Consider the following 14,275-nt stretch of genomic DNA (forward strand, 5'->3'; position numbering starts at 1 on the left):
AATGAAGTTTTTTAACAATATTAAGAAAAAAATAAGATACGTGCTACAAGTGAAAAAGCTTCAGAAAAAAGAGGTTTTTTTAGATAAAGATGTTAAAATTAGAAAAACTGAATTTGAAGGTAAAAACACAATAGGTGACAACACAAATATAGATAGATCATATATTGGTTTAGGAAGTTATATAGGTAGTGATTGTAAACTGCCAAGTTGCAAGATAGGAAGATTTTGCTCTATTGGAGTAAGAGTTCTTGCTGTTATAGGAGATCATCCCATAGAGTATGTTTCAACTCACCCTTTTAGTCATAGTAGAGCTAAAAAAAACATTGGATTTAACTATGAAAATATAGTTGAAAAAGAGGGGTTAAAAAGAGTTGATGAGGAGTATATAATTGAAATTGGAAATGATGTTTGGATAGGAGATGGGGTTCAAATATTAAATGGAGTAAGAATAGGAGATGGAGCAGTTATAGGTGCAGGAGCATTGGTGACTAAAGATGTTGAACCTTACTCTATTATAGGAGGAGTTCCAGGAAAGGTATTGAAAAAAAGATTTTCAGAAGAGAATATAAAAAAATTGTTGGATTTTAAATGGTGGAATAAAGATATATCTTGGATAGAAAAAAATGCTTATTATTTCCATGATATAAAGAAATTTATGGAGATAATAGAAAATGAAAAATAAAAAGTTAATAATAGCTATAGATAGGATATTTTCAGAGTACTATATGGCTATAGAAAAAAGATTGTTAAAGGATTTTAAAGAGGTTTTAATTGTAAATAGAAATGGAGTTCCTGTAAAAAAAAACCTAACTAATACTGTGATAAAAAATCTTGAAAAAATAGGTTTTTTAGGAAAAAACATATCTAACTTTCTAATAAAAAAAGAACTGAATAAAATAAAAAATTATGATTATTTGTTATCTATTGGTGGAGAGTGTCTTTCAAAAAATATTTTAAATGGAATAAGAGAAAACTCACCCTCTATAAAATGTGTAAAGTACATTTTTGATAAAACAGGAGAGGAGTATCTAAAAGGTGCTCGAGAAAGATATGATGAGATATATACTTTTGAAAAAGATGATTCTAAAGAGTTTAATCTGAAATTTAGACCAAGTTTTTTTGTAGATGATACAAAGGAAGAGAAAAAAGAGCTAGACTGTTATTACTTAGGAGCTTTGAGAGAGAAGAAAAGATATGATTTTATAGAGAGCTTTAAAAAATATTGTTTAAAAAATAAATTGAGTTATGATTTTAATCTTTTTATAAAGAAAAAGTATTTAAATGATAACTACAATGATCAAGAGATACTAACTTTTGAAAAGATGACCTATAGGGAGAATATAGAGAAAGTTAGAAAGTCTAAAGTTGTAATAGAGCTTAATTACTATACACAAAGGGGGTTAACTCTTAGAACTTTTGAGTGTTTAGCTAGTGACACAAAGTTAATCACAGAAAATAAAGATATTATAAATTATGACTTTTATAATCCGAAAAATATATTTATAATAGATTCTATAGAGGATGTAGATTCTATTCCTAAAGAGTTTTTCCAGTGTGATTATGAGGAAGTGGATAAGAGTATAGTAGATAGATATTCTATAGAGGGTTTTGTAAGAGAAGTTTTAACAAGTTAAATTTTAAATGGAGGGGAACATGGCGTTTAAATGGTCACACTTTAGAAGAGATCTATCAGATATGCTTATAAAAAAGGCGTGTGAAAAAGTTGTTGCAGAAAAAGATGACAGGAATAAAGTTTTGATAGTAACAATGGATGCTTTAGGAGATAATCTTTTAAAAGTAAAAAGTATAGAGAAGATAGCTGAGTTTTATGGAAAAAATAACACACATATTCTATGCAAAGATAAGTGGCAAGATATATATTTAAAGCAAGGATATAACGTATTTGTAGATAGATATAAAAATACTATAGAGAGAATGAGATTATATAGAGAGTTAAATAGATTTAAATATAAAAAAGTTATATATTTTATACATGACCAAAAAAATGTATCTGAAGAGTTTATAAACTCATATGATAAAATAGAATATAGAATAAAAAACGCTGAGGATAAATATATATTAGAGTATCATAAAGATTTTTTAAAAGAGATTTTAAATAAAGATATACAGGTAGAGGAGTTAGTTCCAGATTTAAGATATATCTTTGATAATTTAAAAAAAGAGAATATAATAACTGTTGGAATAGGATCAGCTGCAAGAATTAAGACTATGCCAGCTGTGAAAATGGCAGAGATAATAAACTATTTAGGAGAGAGATATCCAGAGTCAAAGTTAATCCTATTAGGAAGTGGAAAAACTCAAGTTCTTTATCAAAAAGAGTTATCTAAATATATAAAAGTTAAAAATACAGTGGATTTAGTTGATAAAATATCTCTTTTAGAAAGTTTAGAGTATATAGCTAAATCTAAGTTTTTCATAGGATATGATTCAGGATTGACCAATGCAGCATTTACTTTAAAAACTAAATATATATGTCTGCACTGGACTAAATTTAAAACATGGAAACATGATTTTATAGGGTGTGTGACTCTTTTAGGAGAGGGAGAGAATCCATATAAAGAGAGCAAATATGGATGTGATTTGCTAAATAGTATAACTTTATCTCAAATACAGGAAGGGTTAGAGGTATTAAATATAGATGAATGAAAAAATAAAGAAAATTAAATATAAAGAGTTTTCAATCTATTTTAAAAAGGATGAGAATAGGGCGTTAGCTGAAAAAGTTTTAAATGAGGAGTACTCTGTTATAGATGAATATAAAAACACAGAGAGAAACTATGTTGCTAAAATAGAGATAGATGGGAGAAGTTTTGTTTTAAAATCTCCTAAAGCTGAAACAGTGATACCCCAAAGAAAAGTTCAAACACTTTTTAAAAAAGGAGAGGGACTTACGAGTTTTATAAATATAGATAGAGCTAAAAAAATGGAGTTGGATTTTTTTATAGAGCCACTAGCTATAATGGTTAAAAGAGGCCTTTTTTTACAAGAGAGTTTTATACTTATGGATTATATAGAGGGAGAGGCTATAGAAACAACAGAGGATATAGATGTTATTATGGATATAGTTGAAAAAATTCATAAAAGTGGTATATACCATGGTGATCTAAATACATCGAATTTTATAAAAACAAAAGATGGAATAAAAATTATAGATACTCAAGCTAAAAGTGAGAAAATTTGGCATTTTAAAAGAGCTTATGATATTTTAACTTTAAAAAATGATCTTCTAGTTTTAGGAAAAGGTTATGATGTAGAGGAAAAATATAAAGTGAAAAGAGATTTTGGGTATGGATTAGCTTATATAATAAAAAATTTTAAAAAACTTTCAGTGGTAAAAAAAATAAGAGGTTTAAAAGTTAAATTACGAAATAAGGGGTGGAAAATTTAATGGATAAAAAGTATCTTAAAAAATCATATGTGAAAGAGGGGATAAATCTTTATTTTATTAGATTTATACTAAGTTTTTTTAAGAGCAGTTTTAAGCCTCAAGGAAAGATTTTAATAAAAAGTTGTGATGGGATTGGAGATATTTTAGTTAGAACGAAATTGATGAGCTTATTAGAGAAAGAGTATGGAAAAGAGAATATATCTGTTTTAATGAAAAGTGAATATACAAAACTTGGTGAGATGCTAGGATATAAAACTATAGGATACTCTAGAGATGAAAGAAAAAAGTTTTTTCCAAGATTAAAAAAGATGTATGAGTTAAATAGCATGGGATTTTCAAAATATATAAATTTAGAATTTACCAATGATATAACAGTGGGAAATCTATTTATTCCAGAGAGAGTTGGAAGAGCTGATTTAAGTTGGCAAGTGGAGAGAAATAATAAATACTACACAAAAAGCTATGTAATAGAAGATGACTACGTTATGAGACAAGTTAGTAAAATGGCAAAAGAGATATTGAATAAAGATATAAAAGCAGAGGAGCTAATTCCAGATTTAAAAAATATTTTTGGAAGTGGAGAGGAGAACATAGTTGTAGCTGTGGGATCTACAGAAAAAGAGAGAGTGTGTTCACCGTTACTAATGGCAGAATACTTAAAAGAGATACAGCTTAAGTATCCTAATAAAAAGATAGTATTAGTAGGAAATGGAGAGAGACAAAGTAATTACGCTAAAAAAATCTTAAGTATATTAAAAGATGGAAATATAGAAAACTTAGTGGATAAAACATCATTAAAAGAGGTTTTTGAGTTAGTTTCAAAAAGCTATCTATTTATTGGATTTGAATCGGGATTATATAATTTTTCATTTGTTACAAGAAAAGATGCCATTGTTTTATTTAGAGAAAAAGGTGGATTATTTGTTCACAACGTACCTTGGATAAAGATCTTAACTCCAGAGAGAGTTAATCCACAAGTTGAGGATAGTGATTATCCAAATGAAATTATAAATAGTATAACAGTTGAAGAGTTTAAAAAAGCTCTAGAAGAGGTAAAACATGAAAAAGAACTTAGTTGTTAGAAGTGGAAGCCTTCGAATGGGGGGCTTAGAGAGAGTGTTAATAGAGATGTTACAAAACTTAAATAAAGAGTTATATAATATCTCATTAATTATAGAGGATGACTCAGGAAATGAAAATGTATTTTTAAATCAAGTTCCAAAAGGGATAGATGTATATTTTTTAAAACCTGAAAGTTTAATTGAAAAGACTCACTATCATAGAGAAAGAAAGAAAAATATCTACCATAAATTGATGTATAATCTTTTAATGAGTAAAGAGCATAGTTTTGTAATATCTAAAACTCAAGAGGTACTAAGAGAGATTGAGAAAAAATATGGAGAGATAGATGTTTTTGTAGATTATGATTGGGGAGCTAGAAGATATGTTGAGAAATTAAAAGCTAAGAAAAAAATAGTTTGGATACATAACTCTATTCCAAAACTTTTAAAAAAGGAGTCAAAGATTGTTAGATTTGGAAAAAATCTATCAAAGTATGATGCAGTTGTAGCTATATGTGAGGATATGAAAAAAGAGATGGAGGAGATCTATCCACATTTAAAAAATCGTATAAAAAGAGCATATAATCCATTTAACTTTAAAAGAATTATAGATCTATCAACTGATGATAGCTGTTTATCAGAAGAGCAAAAAGGACTTTTAAAGGATAACTATATTATAGCAGTTTCTAGATTGGATACAGTTCAAAAAGACTATGATACTTTAATAAAAGGTCATAAAATAGCTATGGAAAATGGCGTGTCTGAAAAACTATATATAGTGGGAGATGGACCTAATAGAAAAGAGATAGAGGAGATAATTATAAAAAATGGTTTAAAAGATAGAGTTATACTTATTGGAAAAACTACTAATCCATATATATGGATGAAAAACAGCAAACTTTTTGTACACAGTTCTAAGTATGAGGGGTTTGGATTAGTTATAGTAGAAGCTGCTATTTTAGGAAAAGCTATTATATCATCTGATTGTAAAGTTGGGCCAAAGGAGATATTGGGGAATGGTAGATATGGAAAGATATTTTCTGTAGGAGACTATAAAAAGTTAGGCGAAGAGTTAACAGAACTTTTAAAAGAAAAAGATATTAGAGAGAAGTATGAAGTTGTTGCAAAGGAAAGATCAAAGGATTTTGAAGCTAGTAAAATTATGAAAGAGTATGACGCAATAATAAATAGCTAAGTTAGGGGAAATTTATGAAAAAGAAGATAGTCTACTTATCCTATGAGTTTATGGGGTACGAGAAAGAGGTTATAAAACTATTAGAGAATGTTATGGGATTTGAAGTTTATTTTATAGATGGTTTAAAATATGAATACAAATATAAAAATGTATTTGAGAAACTTTTAAATAATCTATATTATAAGCCATTTAAAAAGAATCTAAAGGATATAATGTTTAATAAAACAGTTATAAAAGAGTTGGAAAAAATAGGAGAGGTAGATTGCTATTTTTCCATTAGAGCTGATAAGTTTTCCCATAAAATATTTCAATATATAAAGGGAAAGAATAAACCGATGTATCTTCACCACTGGGATAGTTTTTCTTTTATTAGTAAGCAGATAGAGTTTTTAAAGTATTTTGACTATATCTCTAGTTTTGATAAAGAGGAAGTTAAGAGATACAATATGGAGTTTATTCCTAATTTTTATTTAAAGGATAAGATATGTAAAAACAGAGTTTACGAATATGAGTTTTTTACAATAATGAAATATGATAAAAGGTTTGATCTATTGGAAAAATTAGGAAAATGTTTAAAAGAAAAAAATATAAATTATAAGTTTATAGTTATAACTGATAGAGATATAAAAAGTGACTATGTAGATATACAAAAAGATTATGTTCCTTTGAGTAAAACATATGAATTTTTAAGTAAAAGTAGTGGAATAGTTGAAATAGGTCATACAAAAGAGATGGATGAGAGATATCAAGGGGGAGCATCTTTTAGAATAGCAGATGCAATAGGAAATAAACAGAAGATTATAACAAATTACTCTTTTATAAAAGAGTATGATATTTATAATGAAAATAATGTTTTTATATTAGAGGAAAACTTTAAGGACGCACTGGATATTTTTTTGAAAAACAACTATAAAGAGTATTCAGATGATATATATGAAAATTATTCAGGAGAGAGCTGGATAAAGAAGATATTCAGGGTGAAGAAGAAATGAAGAAAATTATTTTAATGTGTCCCGCTTATAGTGGTTATGGAGAAAAGATAAAAGATGTAATGGAGAAAATACATAGTTGTAAAGTACTATATATTCCCCATGAAAAGTTTAAATATCAATATAAAAATGTTTTTGAAAAATTATATAATAATCTTTTTAGTAAGGTCTTTTTAAAAAGAAATATAAAAAAGATAAAAGAGAAAGAGATTTTATATAAAAAGGTTCAAGATTTTGGAGATTTTAATGGTGTTGTAGTTATTAGGCCAGATTTTTATGAAACTGAATTTATAGAGTTTTTAAAAGAGAAGAAAAAGCCCATGGTTTTACATTTTTGGGATAGTATATCATATAAGCCAAATCAGGAAAAATATATTAAATATTTTGATTTTTTATATAGTTTTGATAAAAAAGAGGCTGAAGAGTATAGTATGGAGTTTTTGCCAAATTTTTATATGAAGGATAAGCTACAAAAAGAGTCAGAGATTGAGTATGACGCTTTTACAGTTATGAGTTATGATGAAAGGTTTCAAGAGTTAGAGAGTTTGGCAAAAAAACTAAAAGAAAAAAATATTAGCTATAAATTTATAGTGGTAACTAAAGCAGATATAAAAAGCGAGTATGTAGAGATTAGAAAGGATGTAATCTCTTTGGAAAAAATGTATGAGTATTACTCTAAAAGCAGGGCTGTTGTAGAGATAGGTCATAATACAACTGAAAAACAGGGTGGATTATCTTTTAGAGCTATAGATGCACTGGGAAATAGAAAAAAATTAATAACAACATATGATTTAATAAAGGATTATGATTTTTATAACTCTAATAATATCTTAGTTTTAGAAAAAGATTACACTATAGATAGAGAGTTTTTTAAAAATAAATATGAAGATATATCAGAGGATATATATATAAAATACAGCGATGAAGAGTGGGTGAAGAGATTAATTGAAAATATTAGATAGTTTAAAAAAATACAATCTGCAGGAGAATATATTTAATTTAGTTATATTTTTAATGCCTTTTGGCATTGCATTTGAAAGAAAGATGTACTCAAATGTTTTGTTTCCAATGTTAGTTATTTTAACAGGGATACAGATATATAAAAATGGATTTAAGATCTCTTTTTATGAGAAATTTTTAGGAGTGTTTTTAGGTAGTATTGTAATAAGTTTGATTTTTACAAACTATCCAATAAAAGATTTAAGTGATAAATTTATGCCGTATATAAAGTGGCTATTTTTTCCAACTATATTTGGACAGTTTAATATAGATAGGAAAAGAGAGAAGATAGTTTTTCTATCTGTTATTATAACAACTCTTTATATGTATAAGCTTGGTCTTCTTGACATTATAAAGCATATTAAAATGTATTCAGGAAAAGAGATAGGGTATTTAGAGATATTTAAAATGGAAAATTTAAAACTTATGCAAAGTTATGGAAGTGGTTTTAGACTGAGAGAGATTTTTCCAACATTGACAGAGACAGCCTTAATTTTAGGTGGAACTATTATTGCTTTTATAATGGTTCTAATAGATAAAAGTACTGATATAAAAGTAAAAATAGTCTTAATTCCAATGATATTAATGGGACTATTTCAAATGATTTTAACTCAATCGAGAGGGATGTATTTAGCATTTTTAATAGTAATCTCTTTATTAGTTATGATAAAAGTTAGTAAAAGGATTTTAGGAGTTTTAATTATAATTTTATTGGGAGTTTTAGCTATATTTAGAAATACACCATATGTGAAGAGATTTGAAAGTATCTCTAATGGGGATGGAGCTAGAATGGAAATATATACCTCAGCATTCAAAATCTTTAAAGCTAATGTATTGACAGGGATTGGATTTGATAATTTTATTCAAGCTACAGATTACTATGAAAAGGCTTCGCATTATCAACATCCACATAATATGGCACTTAAGATGTTAACAGAGATGGGAGTAATAGGGTTTTTATCATATTTTTCTATGATGGGAGCTATAGTTTATAAGTTGTGGAAAACTCGTTCGAAACTGATTTGTGAGATTATGTTAGCAGTTATAGTTTTAATGCTAATATATGAAAATTTTGAAACAGTTATTGTTTGGAAAAGAGCAAGTGAGTATATATTTTTTATGCTTGGATTAGCTTTAAGCGGTAACTACTATTTATTAAAAGGAGCGAAAAAATGAAGGGAATAATATTAGCTGGAGGATCAGGAACTAGACTATATCCTGTTACAAAAGCAATAAGTAAACAAATAACACCAATTTATGATAAGCCACTTATCTATTATCCTCTTTCTGTTTTAATGTTAGCAGGAATTAAAGATATTTTAGTAATATCTACTCCTAGAGATATTGGAACTTTTGAGGAACTATTAGGTAATGGAAGTGATTTAGGACTTAAAATAGAATATGCTATTCAAGAACATCCAAATGGTCTTGCAGAAGCATTTATAATAGGGGAAAACTTTATAGGAAATGATGCATGTGCATTAGTTCTTGGAGATAATATGTTTTATGGACATGGACTTACAGGAATAGTAAAAGAAGCAGCTAAAAGAGAAACTGGAGCTACAATATTTGGTTACTATGTAAATAATCCTACAGCTTTTGGAGTAGTAGAGTTTGATGAGAATGGTAAAGCTATATCTTTAGAAGAGAAGCCAGAGAAGCCAAAATCTAATTTTGCAATTCCAGGACTATATTTCTATGATAACACTGTTGTAGAAAAAGCGAAAAAAGTGAAGCCCTCTCATAGAGGAGAGTTAGAGATAACAACGCTAAATGAGATGTATCTAAATGAAGGAACACTAAATGTACTAAGTCTTGGAAGAGGAATGGCGTGGCTTGATACAGGAACTCATGATGGACTTTTAGAAGCATCTAACTTTGTAAAAACAATTCAAAGTAGACAAGGTGTAATGGTTGCCTGTCTAGAAGAGATTGCTTATAGAAATGGATGGATATCTAAAGAGAAAGTAAAAGAGTTAGCAAAACCACTACTAAAATCACATTATGGTGAATATTTAATGAATCTAATAAAGGAGTAGTTATGAGTAAGTTTAAAAGAGTTGAAACAGGAATAAAAGATTTAATAGTAATAGAGCCAACTGTATTTGGAGATAACAGAGGGTTTTTCATGGAGAGCTACTCTAAAAAAGATTTCTTGGCAATAGATATAGATGTTGAATTTGTTCAAGATAATCACTCTAAATCTAAAAAAGGTGTATTAAGAGGGTTACATTTTCAAACAAAACATGTTCAAGGGAAATTAGTTAGAGTTACAGCTGGAGCTGTTTTAGATGTTGCAGTGGATCTTAGAAAAGATAGCCCAACTTTTGGAAAACACTACTTAGTAGAATTAAGCGCTGATAATAAAAAGATGTTTTATATTCCACCAGGGTTCGCTCATGGATTTTTAACTTTAGAAGATAATACTGAGTTTCAATATAAATGTACAGACTATTATGCGCCAGAGTTTGATTCAGGAGTGTTATGGAATGACTCTGATATAGCTATAGATTGGAACTTTGAAAAATATGGATTATCAGCAGATGAAATCCTGTTATCAGATAAAGATAAACAGCAACAAACTCTGCAAGAGTTTTTAGAGAGTGGTGTGGTAATAGGATGATACTAATTACTGGAGCCAATGGACAGTTAGGGCATGATTTTCAAAGAATATTTAAAGATAAAAATTTAGATTTTATAGCAACAGACTATAAAGAGTTAGATATAACAGATATAGATACAGTGAGAGCGTTTGTAAAAGATAAAAACATAGATCTTATTATAAACTGTGCAGCTTACAATAATGTGGATAAAGCAGAAGAGGAGATAGAGATGTGTTATAAGCTAAACGCTGCAGCACCAAGAGATTTAGCATTAGTTGCTAAAGAGTTAGGAGCAGATTATATAACATACTCTACAGACTTTGTTTTTGATGGAAGTAAAAAAACTCCTTATACAGAAGAAGATTCGCCAAATCCACTTTCTGTTTATTCACAGGCTAAAGCTGAGGGAGAAAAATTAGTATTAGAAACTTATACTAGAAGTTTTGTAATAAGAACATCATGGGTATTTGGAATAGCTAACAACAACTTTAATAGACAAGTTATAAACTGGAGCAGATCTAGAGATGTTCTAGGAATAGTTGATGATCAAATCTCTGTTCCTACATACTCGTATGATTTAGCACTATACTCTTTAAAACTGTTAGAAACTAAAAAATATGGATTGTATCATCTAAGCAACAATGGAATAGCTTCAAAATATGACCAAGCAAAGTATGTTTTAGATTCTATTGGGTGGAAGGGAACTCTAAATCGTGCTAAAAGTAGTGATTTTATACTTCCAGCTAAAAGAGCGGAATATTCAAAGCTTGATAGTAGCAAGTTAGAAGAAGTTGTAGGAGAAAAACTTCCAACTTGGGAAAGTGGAATAGATAGATTCCTAAACGAGATGAGAGAGAAGGGGGAACTGTAGTGAAAACTTACTTAGTAACAGGTGGAGCAGGATTTATTGGTGCAAATTTTGTTAAATATATGTTAGAAAAACACGAAGATATAAAATTAGTTGTACTAGATAAACTAACTTATGCAGGAAATCTTGGAACAATAAGAGAGGAGTTAAAAGACTCTAGAGTTTCTTTTGTTAAAGGAGATATTTGTAACCGTGAACTAGTTGAAAATATATTTATGCAGCACGACATAGATTATGTTGTAAACTTTGCAGCAGAAAGTCATGTGGATAGAAGTATTGAAAATCCTCAGATATTCTTAGAGACAAATATACTTGGAACTCAAAATCTAATGGAAGTTGCTAAAACTTTTTGGACAGCAGGAAAAGACTCTAATGGATACCCGATCTATAAAGAGGGAAAGAAATTCCACCATGTTTCAACAGATGAAGTATATGGAAGTTTAAGCAAGGACTGGGATATTCCAAGAGAGTTAATTTTAGATGAGGCAGTTGCAAAAATTGCAACTGGAAGAACTAATCTTCAAACTTATGGGAAGAAGATGTTTACAGAAAGTACTCCACTAGATCCAAGAAGTCCATATTCAGCATCTAAAACAGCATCTGATATGATAGTGCTTGCTTATGGAGAAACATATAAGTTTCCATTTAATATAACAAGATGTTCAAATAACTATGGAGCATATCACTTCCCAGAAAAGTTAATTCCACTAATTATTAAAAATATCTTAGCTGGAAAGAAACTTCCTGTGTATGGAAAGGGAGATAATGTTAGAGACTGGTTATATGTAATGGATCATTGTAAAGGTATAGATATGGTAATATCTAATGCTAAGGCGCATGAAATATATAACATTGGTGGATTTAACGAGGAGCAAAACATAAACATAGTGAAACTTACTATAGATACAATAGCTAGAATCATGAAAGAGGAACCTGAGTATCAAAAAGTATTGAGCACAGATTTAGCTAACATCAATTATGATTTGATAACTTACGTTCAAGATAGATTAGGCCATGATGCTCGTTATGCAATTGATCCAACTAAGATAGTAACAGAACTTGGATGGTATCCTGAAACACCATTTACAGAAGGGATAGAAAAGACTATTAGATGGTATTTAGATAATCAAGGATGGGTAGAGGAAGTAGCATCTGGAGACTATCAAAAATATTATGAAGAGATGTATAATAATAGATAGTGTATGAAGCTAGAGTCAATTAAGACTCTAGCTTTTCTTTTAAATTTTTATAATAAATAGCCACTAATTTTTCATCATATTTTTGAGAATCAATTAAAAATTTTGAGAAAATCTCATCTTTTGAAAAGCTACTATTTTTAAAAAGGTCTTGGAAATATATGACCTTACTATGTAAAATACGATGAATTTTATCATCCTCTTTAGATTCAGAAATAGATATTGGAAGAAAATTCCACTCACCTTTAATAGCTTTTACAAGGCATGCATTTACATTGTTACATCGTCCATTTTTAAACTCTAAATTAGCTAAGTTATAGACTCTATTAAACTCATCTATTGTAAGATCTGGTTTAGCTGAAAGAAGATTAACAATTGTAAAGTCATCTAAGATATCTTTTAAATATGTTCTTATAGAAACACTAGAAGTTAGTAGAGTATTTTTTTTGTTATTATCATTTGTATCATTAGTATTATTATATGGCGGGTTTTCCGTATGCGGAAGTTCCGTCGTAGGGGTTTCCGTCACTGCAATTTGCAGTGGCGGAATTTCAGATAAGGGGAGATGAAAAGTAGTCTCATCACTTCTAAAAATTTCTGTAGTCTTATTCAGAAGTTCCTTATCGTCACAAAAATAATACACATTTTTTAACTCTCCTTTAGCTGTAAAAGTTATATCCTTTTTTTGGCGATACATATAGCCAAGGTCAATAAAGGTATTTATTAATCTCGCAATTTTATCTTTTCCAATATTTAGATCGCTTCGTATTTGGTGAGGATTAATAATCCAATTACTAGGCTTAGAAAGAAGATAGATACCAAATCCAATTAACTCTAGATTTAAGTTTTTATCTTGAATAAATTTATTATAAATTACTGTATAGTTTGTTTTGTGGTGATTTTTTATTATAAAATTATTTTTAGTCATAATTAATCTCCTTTAACAACTATTGAATTTTTGTAGAGGTTTTTAAAATCTTATAGTAGTTTTTTAGTTTTTTATTTAATTCTTCCAATGAGTAGTAATAGTTTGAACCGATCTTGTGTATTTTTAGTTGTTTTATAACACACCAAGGTAAATTGATTGTTTTATTAACACGATTAACTCCGCAGTATAACTCTAAATGTCTTAAAGACTCATCTAAATCTGGTATTTGAGGTGGTATATACTTTTTGTTGATCAAGCTCTCAACATGGATTATATGAGTGTTTGATGAAAAGGTAGAAAAAATTGTTTTATCAATGATGTATCGAAGAATGCTTTTCTCACAGGTACGACAAATATAAGCTAAATCTTTAACAGAGATAATTTCGCCGTAAATTTCTTTAACATAGGGATAGTTTTCAATAAGAGCGTATTTTTTAGTTTTCATATTTCACCTCAATTAAATTTTTGTAGTTATCGAATATTAAAGTTGTAAGATCGGAAGTTTTAATGAAAACCTTTAAACCTGCTTTTAAAGTAGTTATACTTTTAGAGTCAATATGATATCTTAAAGTATGTGGTTTAATATTAAAAATTTCAGGGATATATGAAATTGGAATAAATTTCCCATAGCTTTTTGTCAAAAGTAAAGTCAATTTTTTCATTTTTTCATTTTTTGTTTTACACTTTTTAAATATGTTTAAGTTATTTTTTAAAAGGAGTTCTACATTGATAGAGTTTGTTAGCAAATTAAACCTCCTGAATAAATTTTTTTAAATCAGAGATTTTGATAAAATGACATCCGGAAATTTTAGTAGTTTTAATATCTCCCTTTGCAATTCGTCTATAAATTGTTCTTCTAGATAAATATAACCCTTTGCTTAAAGCCTCCACTGTAATAAAACTATTTGTGCTATTAAAGATGTTCTTAAAAAAATCATTTACCATGATTACCTCCTGAAAATTTTTATTATTATACTAATACAATAAAAATGAAATTAAATCAAGACTAAACGGTTTCAAATAGGAC

At 28.4% G+C, this 14,275-nt stretch carries 17 protein-coding genes; 13 read left to right on the forward strand and 4 right to left on the reverse strand.

Going from position 1 to position 14,275, the window contains the following annotated elements; genetic code table 11:
* The first annotated feature begins 1 nt into the window (after position 1).
* From NON08_RS15100 to NON08_RS06160, 13 genes are read left to right on the forward strand one after another with little or no spacing between them, the layout of a single operon-like run.
* Positions 2-682, forward strand: coding sequence for a CatB-related O-acetyltransferase (locus tag NON08_RS15100; RefSeq protein ID WP_413774027.1), 681 nt, complete (start codon positions 2-4; stop codon positions 680-682).
* The gene (locus tag NON08_RS06105; RefSeq protein ID WP_256690550.1) at positions 672-1,634 is read left to right on the forward strand and encodes a hypothetical protein; all 963 of its coding nucleotides are present in this window, start codon (positions 672-674) and stop codon (positions 1,632-1,634) included. The genes NON08_RS15100 and NON08_RS06105 overlap by 11 nt, the downstream gene beginning before the upstream one ends.
* Before the next feature lie 19 nt (positions 1,635-1,653).
* Positions 1,654-2,667 carry a glycosyltransferase family 9 protein gene (locus NON08_RS06110; RefSeq protein ID WP_256690551.1) on the forward strand — a complete coding sequence of 338 codons (1,014 nt, stop codon included), beginning with the start codon at positions 1,654-1,656 and terminating at the stop codon, positions 2,665-2,667.
* Positions 2,660-3,409: a lipopolysaccharide core heptose(II) kinase RfaY gene (locus NON08_RS06115; RefSeq protein WP_256690552.1), complete on the forward strand. Its 750-nt coding sequence runs from the start codon at positions 2,660-2,662 to the stop codon at positions 3,407-3,409. The genes NON08_RS06110 and NON08_RS06115 overlap by 8 nt, the downstream gene beginning before the upstream one ends.
* Positions 3,409-4,491, forward strand: a complete 1,083-nt coding sequence (locus NON08_RS06120) for a glycosyltransferase family 9 protein (RefSeq protein WP_256690553.1) — start codon at positions 3,409-3,411, stop codon at positions 4,489-4,491. The genes NON08_RS06115 and NON08_RS06120 overlap by 1 nt, the downstream gene beginning before the upstream one ends.
* Complete coding sequence (locus NON08_RS06125; protein WP_256690554.1) at positions 4,469-5,665, forward strand: glycosyltransferase; 1,197 nt, start codon at positions 4,469-4,471, stop codon at positions 5,663-5,665. The genes NON08_RS06120 and NON08_RS06125 overlap by 23 nt, the downstream gene beginning before the upstream one ends.
* 14 nt (positions 5,666-5,679) lie before the next feature.
* On the forward strand, positions 5,680-6,657 hold the full coding sequence (locus NON08_RS06130) for a hypothetical protein (RefSeq protein WP_256690555.1): 978 nt from the start codon (positions 5,680-5,682) through the stop codon (positions 6,655-6,657).
* Positions 6,654-7,616, forward strand: coding sequence for a hypothetical protein (locus NON08_RS06135; protein ID WP_256690556.1), 963 nt, complete (start codon positions 6,654-6,656; stop codon positions 7,614-7,616). The genes NON08_RS06130 and NON08_RS06135 overlap by 4 nt, the downstream gene beginning before the upstream one ends.
* Positions 7,600-8,829: an O-antigen ligase family protein gene (locus NON08_RS06140; protein WP_256690557.1), complete on the forward strand. Its 1,230-nt coding sequence runs from the start codon at positions 7,600-7,602 to the stop codon at positions 8,827-8,829. Before NON08_RS06135 ends, NON08_RS06140 begins: the two co-directional genes overlap by 17 nt.
* Positions 8,826-9,692, forward strand: coding sequence for a glucose-1-phosphate thymidylyltransferase RfbA (gene rfbA / locus NON08_RS06145; protein ID WP_256690558.1), 867 nt, complete (start codon positions 8,826-8,828; stop codon positions 9,690-9,692). Before NON08_RS06140 ends, rfbA begins: the two co-directional genes overlap by 4 nt.
* Positions 9,693-9,694: 2 nt before the next feature.
* Positions 9,695-10,276: a dTDP-4-dehydrorhamnose 3,5-epimerase gene (gene rfbC / locus NON08_RS06150; protein WP_256690559.1), complete on the forward strand. Its 582-nt coding sequence runs from the start codon at positions 9,695-9,697 to the stop codon at positions 10,274-10,276.
* Complete coding sequence (rfbD, locus tag NON08_RS06155; RefSeq protein ID WP_256690560.1) at positions 10,273-11,127, forward strand: dTDP-4-dehydrorhamnose reductase; 855 nt, start codon at positions 10,273-10,275, stop codon at positions 11,125-11,127. Before rfbC ends, rfbD begins: the two co-directional genes overlap by 4 nt.
* Complete coding sequence (locus NON08_RS06160) at positions 11,127-12,323, forward strand: dTDP-glucose 4,6-dehydratase (protein ID WP_256690562.1); 1,197 nt, start codon at positions 11,127-11,129, stop codon at positions 12,321-12,323. Before rfbD ends, NON08_RS06160 begins: the two co-directional genes overlap by 1 nt.
* Positions 12,324-12,342: 19 nt before the next feature.
* Here the strand turns inward: NON08_RS06160 and NON08_RS06165 are convergent, their stop codons facing one another.
* The 4 genes from NON08_RS06165 to NON08_RS06180 are packed head-to-tail and all read right to left on the reverse strand — an operon-like array spanning position 12,343 to position 14,193.
* Positions 12,343-13,248 (reverse strand): hypothetical protein, encoded by a 906-nt coding sequence (locus NON08_RS06165; protein WP_256690564.1) that lies wholly within the window; start codon positions 13,246-13,248, stop codon positions 12,343-12,345.
* Between the two features lie 19 nt (positions 13,249-13,267).
* Positions 13,268-13,693, reverse strand: a complete 426-nt coding sequence (locus NON08_RS06170; RefSeq protein WP_256690566.1) for a hypothetical protein — start codon at positions 13,691-13,693, stop codon at positions 13,268-13,270.
* Positions 13,683-13,994 carry a hypothetical protein gene (locus NON08_RS06175; RefSeq protein WP_256690567.1) on the reverse strand — a complete coding sequence of 104 codons (312 nt, stop codon included), beginning with the start codon at positions 13,992-13,994 and terminating at the stop codon, positions 13,683-13,685. Before NON08_RS06175 ends, NON08_RS06170 begins: the two co-directional genes overlap by 11 nt.
* A gap of 1 nt (position 13,995) precedes the next feature.
* The gene (locus tag NON08_RS06180; protein ID WP_256690568.1) at positions 13,996-14,193 is read right to left on the reverse strand and encodes a helix-turn-helix domain-containing protein; all 198 of its coding nucleotides are present in this window, start codon (positions 14,191-14,193) and stop codon (positions 13,996-13,998) included.
* Positions 14,194-14,275: the final 82 nt, after the last annotated feature.

The sequence above is a fragment of the Cetobacterium sp. NK01 genome, assembly GCF_024506395.1.
GTDB classification, from domain to species: Bacteria; Fusobacteriota; Fusobacteriia; order Fusobacteriales; family Fusobacteriaceae; genus Cetobacterium_A; species Cetobacterium_A somerae_A.